The following is a 17,512-nucleotide window of genomic DNA, read 5'->3' as shown; positions in this document are numbered from 1 at the left end:
AAGCAGGAATCTATAGGGAAAAAGTATAAATAAAGCAAATTTTTGAAATTAAAAGCTGAGGTTATCTCGCTTTACGCTGGATTCCTGCTTTCGCAGGAATGACATTTAGTAAGGAGGTTTTTATGTCAAAAAATAAAAAAACAAATAAACCTAATAGCACTAGATCTATCAGACGTCTTAAGTCTTTTGATCACCTAGCACTAAGAAATAATATTATAACAAAACAACCGTTTTTCTCCTTAAATTTCAATGAACAAGGAGAATTAGAGCTTAGCGGCGATGATAAAAGACCTAACCCTAATTATAGTGAGTTATTGTAGACTCCATATTCATTTTTTAAAACTGTACAAAATAGAAAATTAATTTATATTTTGTAGTGGATAACTGAGCCGTCATTGCGAGGAGCGAAGCGACGTGGCAATCTCGTCAAATATCCTGAGATTGCTTCGTCGAATTACTTCGTAATTCTTCTCGCAATGACGGAAAAACCGGTCCACGCAACAATACACGCAGGCAATGACAGAAAATAAGATAATTCATGTTGAAGATAAAACACGAAATATATAAAAATAGCTTACAAATAATATTAAAATTGCTGTTTGCTTTGCTATGTTTTTTTATAATATTATTTCCGTTAGTGAGTTATAAAATAAATATTCAAAGCAGAATTTTTCCGGCAATGGAAATTATATTTATTTATTATTTTATGTCTTTATATTCCTTAAATATTTTTAGCATATTTTTTCTCGGTTTATTTATAGATCAAGTAAGCGGTATGCCTATCGGTACAAATTCGTTAGTTTTTTTGTCGGCATATATAATATATAAACTCTCTTCAAAATTTTTTATAGCTAAAAACTATTTGATAAATTTTGTTGTTTTTTGTGTTTATTGCTTATTTATATTGAATTTTAAATATTTACTAATAACAATCAAGAAGCTAGAAGTAGACGGATATTTAATAATTTTCTTTCAATTTTTAACAACTATATTTTCTTATAATATAGTTCGTCTTATAATTGACTCTCCTATGAATTACTTTAAAAAGTATGCTAAATAAAAAAATACTACATGGTGAGTTAATTTCACGAAGGGCCTTTATAATTGGACTCGGTAAACTCGGATTTTTATCACTGCTTGGAATAAGAATGTTTTATTTACAGCTTATTAAAAGTGAAGAATATAAGACTTTATCGGATAAGAATCGTATTAATTTCGTTGTACTTTCGCCGACTAGAGGAAGAATTTACGATTTAGACGGCAATATTTTAGCTACTAATAAACCATGTTATCAGCTAGTAATAGATAGGAGCATTAATAATAATTATCGGGATGAATTAGAAATAATTAGTAATATTTTAAATTTATCTCCGGAAAAATATAATTATATTAAGCAAAAAATTAAAAAATCTAGTCGCTACACTCCTTTAATAATACTTGATCAGCTTGATTGGCAGCAAGTATCAATGATTGAAGAACAAAAGCATAAACTGGCTTCAATATTTATCGATATAGGATATTTAAGGTTTTATCCTTTTTCAAGTGTTACTTCTCACTTAATAGGTTATCTAGGTCAAATAAATGAACAAGAGAAGCAAGAGCTAAATATACATAGCTTAAGCGATTTTAATATCGGTAAATCCGGTATCGAAAAATATTACGATAATAAATTACGAGGAGAATTCGGTTATAAAAAAGTTGAAGTAAACGCTTACGGTAAGCAGGTAAGAGAAATAGCAGGAACCCCTACTAAGTCGGGTGAAGATATGTATTTAAATATCGATGCTTCTCTTCAGCAAAATATCCAGCAATATTTAAATCCTAAAGGTTCTTCGGCAATAGTTATGGATACTAGAACCGGAAACATACTAATTTGTGCTTCCACACCGGGTTTTGAATCAAATAATTTCAGTAAATTATCGGAAAATTATTGGCAAAGTTTAATGAGCGATCCCTATAAGCCTTTAATTAATAAGGTAATACAAAGCTCGTATCCCCCAGGTTCGGTTTTTAAAATAATTACCGTACTTGCAGCCCTTGAAGTAGGTATTAATCCTAATAAAACCGTTTTTTGTGACGGTAGTTCTGCTCTTGGTACTAATAGCTTTAGATGTTGGAATCATAGCGGACATGGGACGGTAGATATGATGTCTGCTTTAAAGCATTCCTGCAATATTTATATGTATGAGTTAGCCAGAATAGTAGGTCCGGATAAAATTCTTGAAGTTGCAAGAGAATTTGGCCTTGGTTCAAAGACCGGTATTGATTTAGCTCCTGAAAGTAGCGGGTTTGTACCGTCAAAAGAGTGGAAAAAGAAAAAATTAAAGCTTCCTTGGTCAATAGGGGATAGTTTTAATTTAGCAATCGGGCAAGGATTTTTAGGAGTAACGCCTATGCAGCTTGCAAGATTTATTACGGCTATTGCAAGTAACGGTAAACTATATACGCCTAGAATATTAAAAAATGATCCGGAATTTTATAATGTTAATATTAAGCCTAAAAATATCAAAATAATACAAGAAAGCTTGTATAATACCGTGAATGTTGCGGGAGGTACGGCGTATTATAATAGGATTCTAGGCGAAAATAGGCAACTTGCCGGTAAAACAGGTACTTCGCAGGTGCAAGGTAAATTAAATGCTAAAGACGATTTAAGCCGTGACTCTATTGCCTGGGAGAGACGTAATCATGCTTTATTCTTAGGATTTGCTCCTTATCACGATCCTCGTTATTCCGTTACTGTTTTTGTTGACCATGGAGGAGGCGGTAGTAAAGCCGCCGCCCCAATAGCTCGCAAAATCATGTCGGATGTGCTGGATAAGTATACTCACTGAATTTAAAAATTGTATGTACGTTGCGGTTAAAAGCTTCAAAACCGATTCCTCTTTTTCAAATTGAGCTTCGTATACTTACTATGTATCTTGATGTGTTATTAATTTTTAAATATAGGTCAAAAAGATGGCAAGACTTAATTTAAGTATTCCTGATGAACTAAATAATAGTTTAGCATGGTCAGCAAAAAACTTAGACAGATCAAAAGGATATATAGTACGTAAAGCAATTGAGTATTATCTACAGGAAATGCAAGAAGATATGGAAGACACTAAAATTGCCTTACAAAGAATTAACGCTCCTGATTTTAAAACTTATACTACCGATGAAGTTAGGGTGTGGTTAAAAAAGAAAAATGTTTAAAGTTATATTTTGAAAATGTTATGTTTTTCTAGATTCTAAGCTGTTTGATATGTCATTCCTGCGAAAGCAAGAATCCAGGGTAAAGCACGTTAGGTGTCACCTCGTGGCTTGACCACGGGGTCCAGAAAAAAACTAACAAAGACTGGATACCGCGATCAAGTCGCACAACTGTCCGAAGTTCGAGGAAGCCTAGAAAACAAAGGAATTCTTGAACTTGGATGGGTCGTGCTGGTATAAAAGTATAATATCATAAGTAATAGCTCTTCGTAGTTGTTCAACAAATCTTTTTCTAGCTAACTTGAAACTATCAATATTATTTAGCTTTTTAAAAGTTAGAATAAGTAAAGCCGCTATTAATATTATATAAAACACTACCTTAATACCATTTATATCTCTAGAAAGAAAATGCTTAGCATTTAGGTGTTGTTTGATAAACTTAAAAAATACTTCTATATCCCATCTCATCTTATAAATATCTGTTATCTCAACAGCACTTAGTTCTGTTAGATTCGTTAAAAATACAAACTCTTTCCCATTAATCCGGTGTTTTGTTTTAATTAATCGAAATTCTTCTTTAATCCAATGTATATCTCTGCTTCGTAGATTTACTATATAATCTCCTAATATATCCAAATCTCTATCTGCTTCTAAACCTGCTTCCGCCTCTTGCTCATTAGACTTTATTATCTTGTAATTAACCTTATCATTTAAACGGGTAACAAACTTTATCCCTGCTTGCTTAAACTCTTGAAATGTTTTACGTGCGCTTATCCCTCTATCAAATACAACTATATCTTCCTTTGATAAACTTGCCTCTTCTATAGCGGCTTTAAGGGCTACATCCTCACTATTATCACTAGCTTTATCACCAAAACGTACGCTAGACGGTAGAGAGTCAAATCCTACACTAAATTTTATCTGATGCTTACTTCCTGTTGAGGTCTTAAAACCGCATTTTAACAATTTACTCGACAGCGTTACCAAAGTAGAATCAAATAATTCTATATTCTTTCCCTCATTTGATACTATATCTTTCCCTATACTCTTTCTTAAACTACTAAATATACTTTCATAATACCTATAATCAATCGCTTTAAGTCTATCTGATATTCCGCTCTTGCTTGCTCGTACTATGTTCCCTCTATGGTATACTGTAAATTGATGTTCTTCAAAACTCTCTTCTATCACTCTTAAACTTATCTTATCTTCTTCGCATATATTATATAGTAATATCTGAAACAATGACTTCCCTGTAAGCTTATGGTTTACCTTATCTATCTTATATTCTGCTCCAACTGACTCAAATAAACTGTCCGGTATTTTTGATAACAATTCTGAATATCTTACTACCATATATAACTCCTACTAAAAATAGAAATTATTTTATCACTACTCTACTTATTTTTCAACTTCGGACAGTTGTGTGCTTTTGCTGGGATGACCTTGAGAGCTTTTTAAAAAAGTATTTATAACTCATTAAAAATTTAAGTTATTTTTTACTATAATTTACCATATAACATGGTTAAAATTAAATTAGGTTAAAATATGTTAGAAGAATTAAAAGCACTATTTTTTGAATTAGGTAAAAAAATAAATAGTTGGTCAGAAAAAGAAATATTAACAGCTCAAGAAGAATGGGGAAATTGTACAGCAGAAGAAATAGTAAGTTTAGCTGCTAGAAATGATCTAGTCCCTATATTAGAAGAATTTGTTAAAAATGGAGGGGATTTACATTTTATAATAGACGAAGGTGGCGAAAAAGCAAATTTACTTAATATTGCTGCAGAAGAAGATTCTTTAAATATTATAAATTATTTACTTGATAATAATATTTTTACCGTAAATACAGAAGCTTCTGAAGGAACTCATACGGCTTTTCATTCGGCAGTTGAAGGTAATAATATTGAAGCTGCTAAGCTTTTACTGAAAAAAGGTGCAAATATTAATGCTGAATATTTGAGGCATAATATAAGCTATTCTACTGTGAAAAAACTTTTTGTAATTTATAAAGATGAAAATGGTGTAGAATTTGATCACTTGGAAATGGCTAAGTTGCTTGTTAGGTTTGGCGTGCAAATACCTGATAATATAGATATATTATGTGATGATTCGTTAATACAACACCATCCTACTAAAGGGCCTATTAAAAATTTGCTGTTGTCTATAAAAGAACTTGAGAATTTACAAGGTGACGATTTTATTAATGCTTATAAAACTTCAACTCCTGAAGTTCAAGAAATTTGGGATGCTAGAGTATCGAGATATCATTTAAATAAACTTGCTGAATTTATTGAAAAGAAGTTTAGCAAAGAGAGTACTATAGAGAATACAGAATATGCCGCTCTTAGAGAATATAGCAGTTTATCGAAACATAAACAGGAAGTATTAGAAATACTATTAGCACGAAAGAATTTTAATTCTGATGATTTTGTAAAAGTAGATAATCACATAAAAGATCATTTTTTTGAAATAGCTTGTACAGTTAAAGACCTTACCGGTACTGTTTTTGCAGCAATAGCTAAAGCAGGAATAATAAGTGAGGTCACTCAATATCTACATTTTGAAGATAGCAGCATTAAAATAGCAGGCATGAGTCTAGACAATAATACTGCCGGCGATTATTCTTAATATTTATATTACTTACATAACTTGGTTTTATGTAAGTAATATCTTAGCTCATGTCAAAAAATACTTTATTTTAGTTAGTAATTTATGTTATTAATAATTGAGAATTATTACAGAGGTATATATGTCTAAGAAAAAGCAAGACGACCAAATAATAAAAGAATTAGAAGAAAGACTAGCAAAACTTAAGGGCACTCCTCCAACCCTTGAAGAACTAGAAGAAAGACTAGCAAAACTTAAAGGTACTCCACCAACACTTGAAGAATTAGAAGAAAGATTTGCAAAGCTCCAAGATAGACCTTATACCCCCACAAAAAAATCCGGTTATGACTCTGGTTATGAATCCGATGATGAGGTAGATAAGCTAGTTGAGAAGATACAATCCGAGGTTAAATTAGAACAAAAAAGTAAAGCTCTCAATGCTCAAAAAGACCAAGAAATACGTGATAGGCTAGATAAATTAAGAGAAGATAGCCCTATAACGCAAAAAAAGACACATATAGATCTTTCTTTTAATGATACTAAATCAATAATTACCGATACTATAGATGCTCAGGCAGATATAGCTAGTTCATATGCTAATCGATCTACTGATTTAGAGGAGAAAAAAGCATTATTTAATTTAGCTAACAATCTAACTGAAGCTAGAGATATTATTAGGGATACCCCTCCTATATCTAAAGAATATGAGCCTAAAATATTAGATGTTATTGCTAGAGGACTCGGTAAAATTTATGAAGGAATAAAGAAAATAGCTTCGCCTGCAGTTAATATTATAAAAGAAATAGGCAGTAGTCTTGTTAATTCGATTAAATCACTTCCTCAAAAATCTTCCAAACAACAAATAAAAGAATCTAAAATAAAATTAAAGAAGTTATATAAAACATATATTGATTTGAAAGGAGTAAAACCAAAAATAAAAGAAGAGTTTCTTAAAAAACATTATGAGCAAATTGATCAGCTACAAACTCCTCAGGAAATATTTGTAGAAACTGCCAAAATTACTAAATCTATAAGGATAGCCGGAAAACAAAAGATAAATAATCTTAAACAACAACGAATTATTAATAGAATGAAGAAGCAAAGTCCTGCTAGAAGAGGTAATAGTCCATTGGTACCTTCCAATACTCCTAAGGTTAATAAAGGAAAGCCTTTAAAGGGAAACCAACGGTAATTTCTATGTCATTTCTGCTTTTAGCAGTCTTGTTGCGTGGATCGATTTATGTCATTCCCGCGGATGCGGGAATCCAGCATAAAGCGAGATAAATCGAGCTTTTAATTTCAAAAATTTGCTGTATTTATACTTTTTTTCTGGATTCCTGCTTTCGCAGGAATGACATAGAACAAAAACTACTCCACCCCTTTCATTCCGTTTGTCTTAGCCTTATCAAATGAAGTATCTTTAATTGTTGCTTCGGTAAAATCGGCATTTGTTAGGTCAGAGTTACTAAAGCCCGCCTGATCAATTTTAGCTGATTTAAATATGCTATCTGTTAATATTGAGTTTGAAAAATCTGTTTTAGTAAGTATTGCTGCAGAAAAATTAGCCTCTTTTAAAATAGAATTTTTTATTACCGTATTTGTTAAATTAGCATTTTTAAAGATACTATTTGAAAAATCTACTCCATTAAATACTAAACTACTTAAGTCAAGATTTGTTAAATTTATATTTGTTAAGTTAGTTATTTTTTGCAAATCTTTTACCGAATTTATTACTATATTATTTGGTGGAATTTTGCTCGAATTATCGTTATTTAAAATAATATTATTAGAAACATTAGTATTAATAAAACCGGAATATGCTTGGTAGTTAATATTATTTATTTGTGAATTAGAAAGGACGGAGTTAATAACCGTAGTATTTGTTAGATTAGAATTTATTAGAGCTACTTGGTTTAAATTACCTAAAGTAATTTTAACATCTGAAAAATTTACGTTTTGTATTAAAGATTTAGAAAAATTTACATTATTAAATTGTCCGTTAGTTATATTTGAGTTTATTATTTCACTACTGTTTAAGTCAGTATTAATCACTATAAATTGTTTAAAATCATTATTGCTAAAAATATTATTAGTATAGCTTATATTATCTAAAGTAATATTTGAGCCTTTAGTTTTATTAATCCTTACAAAATTAGCATTACTATTTTTTATTGATAAATTATTAAATTTGTTATCGTTTAGACTCATATTATTTAATATAGCATTATCGATTTTAAAATGATTTAAAACTGAACTACTAATTGTACTATTTTGTAAATCACATTTAGTAAGGCTAATATTCTGTAATGTTGAATCTTGAAAGGAAGCGTATGAAAAGAAAGAGTTATTACTTTGTACGTTATTAAAGTTTACTTCATTAAAAATACTTTGTGTGAAGTTAGAATCCTTAATTATTACTGCTGTTAATTTAGTTTGACTTAGGTCGCTAGATTCAAAATAATTATTAGTAAAATTGGTGTTATTTATTACACTTTTTTCTAAATCCGTACCGTAAAATATTGAATTTGTTATATTAGTATTTTTAAAGCTATTATTCTTTAGGTTAGTTTTTTGAAAATTAACACCGTCAATAGTATTATCACTCCATAATACATGACTAAATTTAGAATTTTCAAAGTTGACATTTATTATAGTAGTTTTATTAAAAGCAGTATCGCTAAAATTTGATTGAACAAAATTTGTATTTTGTAATGTTATATTGTTAAAAATTGAACCTTGAAAGTCAGAATTATACCCAGAAATATTTTTTATTACTGAATCTGCAAAATTACTTTCTTGAATTATAGCATTTGTAAGTATAGCTTTTTCTAAATTACTACCTGCAAAATCAGCACGTAATATTTCGCAGGAAGTTAAATCTATTCCTGATAAATCTTCATTTATTAGCTTTACTCCTATTAATTTGACTCCTTTTAAATTTGAACCGAACTTCTCTTTAAGGTTCACTTTAAGGTTTTTAGAATTTTGCGATATTATATAATTCCGAATTACCGTGCTTTGGCTATCCGTAAGTAATCCATTCGCATCACGAGTAGATTCGGAGCAGCTGCTTAATAACAAATAAATAGTAATTATTGATATGACTTTAAGCATTTGCTTCCTCATATTCTTCTTCATTTATTCTATTTGTAGGAGGTATATGTAAGCTTAATAATTTTAATTTACGATGCAAAGCCGATCTTTCCATACCGACAAATGAGGATGTTTTTGAAATATTATTATTAAAACGACTCATTTGTGCCGATAGATATTGACGCTCGAAAACTTCTCTGGCTTCTCTAAGCGGCATAGATAACATATCAAAACTATCTTCAAGTTTTGTGAGATTAGCACTATTTGCTAATATTTCGGAAGGTATCATATAAGGTTTGATAATTTCATTATTACCTGTAGTTAGCGGATTCATAATTAAAGTCCATTCAACTACATTACGTAATTGTCTAATATTGCCCGGCCATTCATAGGATTGAAGAGCAGCGATAGTTTCATCGGCAAAGTTACGTTCTTTTAAACCTGAAAATTTTGAAAGCTGCTTAACAAAATATTTAACGAGTAGTGGTATATCTTCTTTTCTCTCATATAATGAAGGTACTTTTAGAGAAGATACATTAAGGCGGTAATATAGATCTTCTAGGAATTTGCCGTTATTAACCTCATCTTGAATATTTTTAGAAGTACCGGTGATAATTTTTATATCAACTTTAATATTTTTTCCACAAGGCTTTGTAATAGTTTGATCTTTAAGGAATTTTAATAATTTTACCTGGATAGGAATAGGAATATTACTGACCTCATCTATATATAAAGTACCGTTATTGGCAAATTCTAAGATAGTAGGGCGTTTGGTATTATTTTCCTGCTTTTCTGATTCGCCGAATAATTCTTGATTAATTTTTTCTGTAGTCATACAGGTAGGGCTGAAAATAATGAACGGATTATTAACCCTTTTAGATTGTTTATGAATTAACCTTGCTGCAAGTTCTTTACCGCTACCGACTTTACCATGAATCATTATACGACTGCTAGAGCTAGCTGCCTTTTCTATTTCCATTTTATATTTTAAAGTTACCGAACATCCACCTACTAATTCAGTTTTATCTATAACTTTTGATTTTAAATCTATATTTTCACGTTTTAACTTTGTTACTTCGCAAGCTCTTTTAAGTAAAATAACTAATTTATCATTATTAAAAGGTTTTTCTATATAATCGTAAGCCCCCATTTTTATAGCATTTACTGCTGTTTCTATAGTACCGTGACCGCTAATAATTATTACCGGCATTAAAGGATAGCGTTTTTTAATTATCTCTAAAATCCCAAGCCCGTCAATTTCACTTCCTTGAAGCCAAATATCAAGTATAACTGCAGAGACCGGTTTTTCGGAAAGTATTTTAAGAGCTTGAGTACTATTAGCGGCAACCTTAGGATTAAAACCTTCATCTTTCAAATTTGCAGCAATGAGATTTCGTATACTCTCTTCATCTTCTACTATTAAAACTTCGAGTTGTGACATTACAATTTACCTTAAAAATATTAATCAAAGCCTAAATATATACGTTAATGCTGAATGTAAAAGAAAGCAACATTTTTTTATAACATTTTTGTCACAATAGCTATTTATAATGTAAAGGTTGGCTAAGATTACATAATATTAAAATTATTTAAGGAATTTTAATTAATTTTATTTGCAGTTTGTAGTGTTATAAATGATTATATATAATGAGGGTGTGTTAATACTGAATTGTCATTGCGTGGAAAATTACATAAGTAATTTGACGAAGCAATCTCAGGCAAAAATCCTGAGATTGCCACGCGAACTAAAGTTCGCTCGCAATGACGATTTTAAACCAAATTTTAAAAATTATGCTTAACATCTTTTTAATTATTATTTCATTATTTATTTGCTTAATAACCTACCTATTTATCAAAAAAACAGATATTTTTACGAATCTATTAATTCTAAACAGTTTTACGACTATTGTAAGTTTATTTATTTGCTGTTTAGGCTTATACTCAGGCAATAGTTCATATTTGGATATAGCAATTATTTATTTTCTTCTAAGCTTTATAGCAACAAACGGTTATTTAAAATATTTTATACATGAATCAAATAGAAACAAAACAGATTGATATTATCATTTTAGGATGTGGCTTGAGCGGCATGCTAACTGCACTTTCTTTCGCACAGAAGGGTATAAAAACTACTATATTCGAGAGTAAATCAGTAAAAAGCCAGGAATTCTTTAAAGATATAAGGACGACTGCTTTAACGCCGTATTCTAAAAATTTCTTATCCTCTATTGATATATGGGAAGAGCTTGAGAAGTTTGTGGCAAAAATGCAAGATGTATATGTGGTAGATGATAAGGCGTCAGAGATATTAGATTTACGAAATGACGATGACACTGTACTTGGATATGTGGTTAAGAATAGTGATTTTAAAAAAATACTATTGTCAAAAATAACTAATAATCCGTTGATAACATTAATTGATAATAAGCAATATCAAGAGGTTATAAGCCATAATGACTATTCTGTTATAAAATTTGATGATGATAAGCAAATTAAGTGTAATTTATTAATTATATGTGATGGAGCAAATTCAAAAGTGAGGTCTCATTACTTTGCTAATGAAATAGAAAAACCTTATCAAACTGCTCTGACTTTTAATATTAAGCATGAAAAACCGCATGAAAATTGTGCTATGGAGCATTTTCTGCCGCTTGGTCCTTTTGCTTTGCTGCCTTTGAAAGATCAATATAGCTCTTCCGTAATATGGTCAACTTCCGCTAGCCAAGCTTCGCTAATCATGAATTTGCCTATAGAAGAAGTAAGGTTTTTAACTCAAAGAAATGCCGGTAATTCATTAGGTAAAATTACTATTGATAGTGAGATCAGTAGCTTCCCGTTAAAAGCCCGGATGGCAAATAGATATTTTCATAAAAGAATAGTGCTTATTGCCGACACTGCTCACACAGTACATCCTTTAGCAGGACAGGGGCTTAATCAGGGCATAAAGGATATAGAGACTTTGAGTATGATTGTTAGTAATAACGGTACATTACAAGAATATCAAAAGCTAAGGCAAGAGGATAATTTTATTATGTATAAGCTGACTGATGAGTTAAATAATATTTTTTCAAATTATTCCAAAAATTTAAGATGTTTAAGACAAATAGGGTTTAAGGCGATAAATAATTTTAAGCCTATTAAAAACTTGATTACTAGCTATGCGATGGGGAAGAGGTGAGTGTACTCGGTGAATTTCAAAAATTGGCTACGTCGTTCTACAAGATCTACGGTACTCACGTATTAAGTATACGCTCCGCTCCTCGCCTTATGAACTCCTTGCTCTTTTTGAAATTGACCTTCGTCTACCGATTCTTCATTTTACTTCGAAGTATATTCCGATGTCATTCCCGCGGAGGCGGGAATCCATTACTTTAAAACTTTTTAAAAGCTCGATGTGTCTCGCTTTATGCTGGATTCCTGCTTTCGCAGGAATGACATAGGTATCCACGCAACAATGCCTACGCGGGAATGACATAAAAGAGCGAGAATGACATAGAATGTGAAATAACATAGAACATAATTTTATGAGATATGTATGAGTAAAGGGTCGTGCCTCCGTATTGCAGTTTAGAGTAAATAGTCTATAATCCTCAAACAGTAATAAGAGAGAATTATAGTTAAGGAGTTATGGCAAAAATAGATGTTAAGTGTAGATATTGTAACAACACAGAAGAAGTAATAAAGTCAGGATATTCAATTTCAAAACAACAGAGATATCAATGCAAGCGGTGTAATCGATATTTTCAATTGGAGTATATTAATAATGCATCTAAGCCTGGAGTTAAGGAGCAAATAGTAGAAATGTCAATCAACGGCTCTGGAGTTAGAGATACAGTAAGAGTATTAAAAGCGGGTATCAATACAGTTATCCGTGTTTTAAAAAAATCTAGTATTAAAAACAATAAATCATTCTATCAGTACAACAAAAGTAGGTCATGCCTCCATATTGCAGTTACGCCTATTAAAAAGCTATACGTTCAATAAGAGTACCAATAACCTTATCATGAATATCCAATGACTTGGAAAAGCAGATTGTCTTACGTGCAAGCCTCTTGCATCTCGTTCTAAGGTTCAAGTTACTTCGTTCTATCCGTTGAGTGTATTTTTTACTGATAATATGCTTTTTAGGGTCTAATAACCTAGCATAACTCCCCCATCCATCTGTATAGTAAAAAGTCACCTTGAAATTCTCTAGTTTTTTCAGTAATGATTCTAATGTGCTATCACATCTTGTACCAAACGTATAAGCAACTACTTTTAACGAAATCTTATCCAAGGCATACCAAAGCCATCGTTGTCTGGATTTATTCTGTACATAAGACCATTGTTCATCTATCTCAGGAGCAATAATTACTTCTGTTGTACTGATAGAATGATTTATTGTTTTTAATACTAGATTTTTTTAAAACACGGATAACTGTATTGATACCCGCTTTTAATACTCTTACTGTATCTCTAACTCCAGAGCCGTTGATTGACATTTCTACTATTTGCTCCTTAACTCCAGGCTTAGATGCATTATTAATATACTCCAATTGAAAATATCGATTACACCGCTTGCATTGATATCTCTGTTGTTTTGAAATTGAATATCCTGACTTTATTACTTCTTCTGTGTTGTTACAATATCTACACTTAACATCTATTTTTGCCATAACTCCTTAACTATAATTCTCTCTTATTACTGTTTGAGGATTATAGACTATTTACTCTAAACTGCAATACGGAGGCACGACCCTCGCAGCCTATTTAAGTTCAATGAGCATAGCAAAAAAATAGTTCATCAGTTTAAATATCAGGATAAGACGATATTTGCTAAGCTTTTATATAATAGATATAGCGAGGATATAAAAGATATTGATTTAATCATACCTGTACCTATGAATAGATTTAAGAGGTTACTACGAATGTATAATCCTGCTCATATTTTAGCTATGGAAATTGCAAAAGTTACCGATAAAATGTTAAAAGCCGATATTTTAACTAAATCAAAATGGACCAAGTCTCAGACTTTTCTTTCACGAAAACAACGCAAAAATAATATAAAGGGTAGTATCAAATTTAACACAAAATATAATATTGTAAGTAAAAAAATCTTATTAGTCGATGATGTCGTTACCACCGGTGTTACTATAAATGAATGTGCTAAAATTTTACGACAAGCGGGGGCAGGGTCGGTATATGTGATGAGTGTTGCGATGACATAGTAGAGATTTGTCATACCGTGGCTTGACCACGGTATCCAGTCTTTTTTAATTGTTTTATGGACCCCGTGGTCAAGCCACGGGGTGACACTAGATAGGTAACTTATGCAAAATGAAATGAAAAAAGTTTGTGTTATCGGTTCGGGGGTAATGGGTTCAGGGATTGCAGCATTAATTGCTAATTCCTCTCATAAAGTAGTGCTGCTTGATATTATCGCTAAAGATTCCGATGATCCAAATAAAATAGTAAAAAATGCCGTAGAGAATTTGCATAAACAAAAACCTCCACCTTTGTCTTTTCCGGATAAAGCAAATTTCATTACCATCGGTAATTTAGAGCAGGATTTAGATTTAATTAGGGATTGTGATTTAGTAATTGAAGTTATTGTTGAGAAGTTAGAAATCAAACACCAATTATATAATAAAATTATTCCTTATCTTAAAGAAGATGCAATTATTGCTTCTAATACCTCTACATTACCTCTTAAAAGACTCAAAGAGAATTTACCGGATAATATTAAATCTAGATTCGTTATTACGCATTTCTTCAATCCGCCAAGATATATGGAACTGCTTGAATTAATTATAGACTCGACGGTAAAGTTTGAAGTAATAGAAAGAGTATCAGGATTCTTAACGAAAACTCTTGGTAAGACTATAGTAAAATGTAATGATACGCCTGGCTTTATTGCTAATAGAGTAGGGTGTTTTTTACTTGAATTAGTAGCTCGCAAAGCGATAAGTCAAAAGCTTGATTTTGTAGCTTTAGATAAAATATTTACTACATGTTTAGGGTTGCCGAGTACCGGAATTTTTGGTTTATATGATCTAATCGGGCATGACGTAATGAAGTTAATATCAAGCTCATTACTTGCTGTCCTTCCTGCAAATGATGCTTATCATAAAATATATGTAAATACTCCCGTTCTCGATAAGATGATAGAGAAGAAGTTAATTGGACGTAAAGGTGACGGGGGATTTTATCGCCTATCGGTATCAAACGGTAAAAAGATTAAAGAAGTTATCAATATAAACGATTTATCATATAGCCCTGTTCAAAAAGTAGATATTTCATTTAATAATCTTGACGAGTTACTAGTTAGCGATTCGGTTTACGGTAAATTTTTTACTGAAATTATCACGGAATTTTATGTTTATTTAGCAAGCTTAGTACCATCTGTAACCGATAATATCTATGATATCGATGCTGCTATGAAGCTTGGTTACAGCTGGAAATATGGTCCATTTGAATTATTGACCATAGCAGCTAAAGACGGCTGGAATTCGGTAATTAAAAATGCTGGTTTAAGGCATATCTTACTTCCGCAATATTTAGCCAATAAAGAATATCAAAAAATCGATAAACAAAAATTTAATTCTCACAAAGATCTTTTACAAGAAAGTCAGATAGTATTAGAAAACGATTCTGCAAAGCTAATAAATTATCGTGAGAATTTCATTTTTGTTATTACTACAAAAATGAATTGTTTAAACCATAATGTGTTTTATTTACTGCAAGAAGCAGCAAGTAAAGCCGAAAATGACGGCAAAAATCTTTATATTTATCCGCAAGGAAATAATTTTTCTGCCGGTGCGGATTTAAAGCTGCTTCTTTCCTATATTGAAGACGGCAATTTTCATGATCTAGAGAATTTACTAAAGCTGGGACAGCAAACTATGCTGCACTTAAAATATTCTGGGGTTCATATTATTAGTTGTGCTAAAGGAGTAGCACTTGGCGGAGGATGTGAGCTGCTATTGCACTCAAGCTATATTGTGACAAATCAGGAAATTAACGCTGGACTTGTAGAACTTGGAGTCGGTTTAATACCGGGATGGGGCGGTGTTACTGAAATGTTTGTACGAAGCAAGGGAGATAAAACTAAATTAATTAGAAATATCAGAAATATTATAGAGCAGAAGAAAACAAGTTCAGCCGATTACTTTAAATCAGATTATGATGTAGAGAATATGCACGTAAATATGAATAAGCATTATATTTTAGATGAAGCTTTAAAATTAAACCTATCTAAAAAGATAGTACCGATTCCGCATAAAATTACTTTGCCTAAAATAAATTTAGCAACAGAAATAGATACATTAAAATATAACGATCTACAAAATAAGGTAATTAGCAAATTCCAAAATATTATTGATAAGCATCCTGACACAAATGAGGAAGAGTTGCTTGGCTATGAGCGGGAAATATTTTTAGAACTTGCAAAAGATCCTAAGACTATAGAAAAGTTAAAAGTGATTGTGAAGTGAAAGATTATTAAGATGGTCGTGCCTCCGTATTGCAGTTTAGAGTAAATAGTCTATAATCCTCAAACAGTAATAAGAGAGAATTATAGTTAAGGAGTTATGGCAAAAATAGATGTTAAGTGTAGATATTGTAACAACACAGAAGAAGTAATAAAGTCAGGATATTCAATTTCAAAACAACAGAGATATCAATGCAAGCGGTGTAATCGATATTTTCAATTGGAGTATATTAATAATGCATCTAAGCCTGGAGTTAAGGAGCAAATAGTAGAAATGTCAATCAACGGCTCTGGAGTTAGAGATACAGTAAGAGTATTAAAAGTGGGTATCAATACAGGGTCATGCCTCCATATTGCAGTTACGCCTATTAAAAAGCTATACGTTCAATAAGAGTACCAATAACCTTATCATGAATATCCAATGACTTGGAAAAGCAGATTGTCTTACGCAAGCCTCTTGCATCTCGTTCTAAGGTTCACATACTTCGTTCTATCCGTTGAGTGTATTTTTTACTGATAATATGCTTTTTAGGGTCTAATAACCTAGCATAATCCCCCATCCATCTGTATAGTAAAAAGTCACCTTGAAATTCTCTAGTTTTTTCAGTAATGATTCTAATGTGCTATCACATCTTGTACCAAACGTATAAGCAACTACTTTTAACGAAATCTTATCCAAGGCATACCAAAGCCATCGTTGTCTGGATTTATTCTGTACATAAGACCATTGTTCATCTATCTCAGGACTAACTACTTCTGTTGTACTGATAGAATGATTTATTGTTTTTAATACTAGATTTTTTAAACACGGATAACTGTATTGATACCCACTTTTAATACTCTTACTGTATCTCTAACTCCAGAGCTGTTGATTGACATTTCTACTATTTGCCCCTTAACTCCAGGCTTAGATGCATTATTAATATACTCAATTGAAAATATCGATTACACCGCTTGCATTGATATCTCTGTTGTTTTGAAATTGAATATCCTGACTTTATTACTTCTTCTGTGTTGTTACAATATCTACACTTAACATCTATTTTTGCCATAACATAACTATAATTCTCTCTTATTACTGTTTGAGGATTATAGACTATTTACTCTAAACTGCAATACGGAGGCACGACCTGGCGGCGTTTGAATATT

The 17,512-nt window shown here is 31.3% G+C and carries 14 protein-coding genes and 3 pseudogenes; 12 read left to right on the top strand and 5 right to left on the bottom strand.

The window, feature by feature from the left end; all coding sequences use genetic code 11:
• Nucleotides 1-122: 122 nt before the first annotated feature.
• From ACNFN7_RS00705 to ACNFN7_RS00690, 4 genes are all read left to right on the top strand, one after another.
• Nucleotides 123-320 carry a hypothetical protein gene (locus tag ACNFN7_RS00705; RefSeq protein ID WP_485440463.1) on the top strand — a complete coding sequence of 66 codons (198 nt, stop codon included), beginning with the start codon at nt 123-125 and terminating at the stop codon, nt 318-320.
• A gap of 218 nt (nt 321-538) precedes the next feature.
• Nucleotides 539-1,060 carry a hypothetical protein gene (locus ACNFN7_RS00700; protein WP_485440462.1) on the top strand — a complete coding sequence of 174 codons (522 nt, stop codon included), beginning with the start codon at nt 539-541 and terminating at the stop codon, nt 1,058-1,060.
• Nucleotides 1,050-2,834, top strand: a complete 1,785-nt coding sequence (gene mrdA, locus ACNFN7_RS00695) for a penicillin-binding protein 2 (RefSeq protein ID WP_485440461.1) — start codon at nt 1,050-1,052, stop codon at nt 2,832-2,834. Before ACNFN7_RS00700 ends, mrdA begins: the two co-directional genes overlap by 11 nt.
• A 124-nt stretch (nt 2,835-2,958) precedes the next feature.
• Complete coding sequence (locus tag ACNFN7_RS00690) at nt 2,959-3,195, top strand: hypothetical protein (protein WP_485440460.1); 237 nt, start codon at nt 2,959-2,961, stop codon at nt 3,193-3,195.
• Between the two features lie 189 nt (nt 3,196-3,384).
• On the opposite strand, the gene ACNFN7_RS00685 is transcribed toward ACNFN7_RS00690, so the two are convergent.
• Nucleotides 3,385-4,548, bottom strand: coding sequence for an IS4 family transposase (locus ACNFN7_RS00685; RefSeq protein WP_485440459.1), 1,164 nt, complete (start codon nt 4,546-4,548; stop codon nt 3,385-3,387).
• A gap of 192 nt (nt 4,549-4,740) precedes the next feature.
• Here ACNFN7_RS00685 and ACNFN7_RS00680 point away from each other — a divergent pair, with 192 nt between their 5' ends.
• On the top strand, nt 4,741-5,823 hold the full coding sequence (locus ACNFN7_RS00680) for an ankyrin repeat domain-containing protein (protein WP_485440458.1): 1,083 nt from the start codon (nt 4,741-4,743) through the stop codon (nt 5,821-5,823).
• A gap of 121 nt (nt 5,824-5,944) precedes the next feature.
• Nucleotides 5,945-6,994, top strand: coding sequence for a hypothetical protein (locus tag ACNFN7_RS00675; protein ID WP_485440457.1), 1,050 nt, complete (start codon nt 5,945-5,947; stop codon nt 6,992-6,994).
• A 176-nt stretch (nt 6,995-7,170) separates the two neighbouring features.
• Here ACNFN7_RS00675 and ACNFN7_RS00670 read toward each other — a convergent pair whose 3' ends face one another.
• Together ACNFN7_RS00670 and ACNFN7_RS00665 are read right to left on the bottom strand one after the other, a co-directional pair.
• Nucleotides 7,171-8,916 (bottom strand): pentapeptide repeat-containing protein, encoded by a 1,746-nt coding sequence (locus ACNFN7_RS00670; RefSeq protein WP_485440456.1) that lies wholly within the window; start codon nt 8,914-8,916, stop codon nt 7,171-7,173.
• Nucleotides 8,909-10,336: a sigma-54-dependent transcriptional regulator gene (locus tag ACNFN7_RS00665; protein ID WP_485440455.1), complete on the bottom strand. Its 1,428-nt coding sequence runs from the start codon at nt 10,334-10,336 to the stop codon at nt 8,909-8,911. Before ACNFN7_RS00665 ends, ACNFN7_RS00670 begins: the two co-directional genes overlap by 8 nt.
• 350 nt (nt 10,337-10,686) lie before the next feature.
• On the opposite strand from ACNFN7_RS00665, the gene ACNFN7_RS00660 reads away from it, so the two are divergent.
• The 3 genes from ACNFN7_RS00660 to ACNFN7_RS00650 all read left to right on the top strand — a co-directional run bounded on the left by ACNFN7_RS00660 (nt 10,687) and on the right by ACNFN7_RS00650 (nt 12,879).
• A complete protein-coding gene (locus ACNFN7_RS00660; protein WP_218460427.1) occupies nt 10,687-10,953 on the top strand; it encodes a monovalent cation/H+ antiporter complex subunit F in 267 nt (88 codons plus the stop codon).
• On the top strand, nt 10,925-12,073 hold the full coding sequence (gene ubiH / locus ACNFN7_RS00655) for a 2-octaprenyl-6-methoxyphenyl hydroxylase (protein WP_485440454.1): 1,149 nt from the start codon (nt 10,925-10,927) through the stop codon (nt 12,071-12,073). Before ACNFN7_RS00660 ends, ubiH begins: the two co-directional genes overlap by 29 nt.
• Nucleotides 12,074-12,522: 449 nt before the next feature.
• Complete coding sequence (locus ACNFN7_RS00650; protein ID WP_485440453.1) at nt 12,523-12,879, top strand: IS1-like element transposase; 357 nt, start codon at nt 12,523-12,525, stop codon at nt 12,877-12,879.
• On the opposite strand, the pseudogene ACNFN7_RS00645 reads toward ACNFN7_RS00650, so the two are convergent.
• Nucleotides 12,857-13,550 (bottom strand): annotated as a pseudogene (locus tag ACNFN7_RS00645) (IS1 family transposase). The gene ACNFN7_RS00650 and the pseudogene ACNFN7_RS00645 sit on opposite strands and share 23 nt — an antisense overlap.
• A gap of 225 nt (nt 13,551-13,775) precedes the next feature.
• Here ACNFN7_RS00645 and ACNFN7_RS00640 point away from each other — a divergent pair.
• The 3 genes and pseudogenes from ACNFN7_RS00640 to ACNFN7_RS00630 all read left to right on the top strand — a co-directional run.
• A complete protein-coding gene (locus tag ACNFN7_RS00640) occupies nt 13,776-14,102 on the top strand; it encodes a ComF family protein (protein WP_485440452.1) in 327 nt (108 codons plus the stop codon).
• A gap of 102 nt (nt 14,103-14,204) precedes the next feature.
• Nucleotides 14,205-16,367 (top strand): 3-hydroxyacyl-CoA dehydrogenase/enoyl-CoA hydratase family protein, encoded by a 2,163-nt coding sequence (locus tag ACNFN7_RS00635; protein WP_485440451.1) that lies wholly within the window; start codon nt 14,205-14,207, stop codon nt 16,365-16,367.
• Nucleotides 16,368-16,463: 96 nt separating this feature from the next.
• Nucleotides 16,464-16,700: pseudogene (locus ACNFN7_RS00630) on the top strand (IS1-like element transposase); the annotation flags it as partial.
• A 31-nt stretch (nt 16,701-16,731) separates the two neighbouring features.
• Here ACNFN7_RS00630 and ACNFN7_RS00625 read toward each other — a convergent pair.
• Nucleotides 16,732-17,415, bottom strand: a pseudogene (locus ACNFN7_RS00625) (IS1 family transposase).
• Nucleotides 17,416-17,512 lie beyond the last annotated feature (97 nt).

The sequence above is a fragment of the Rickettsia sp. MAE-05 genome (assembly GCF_057319745.1).
The sequence above is the reverse complement of the archived record's forward strand: the minus strand, read 5'-3'. Positions and strand labels throughout refer to the sequence as shown.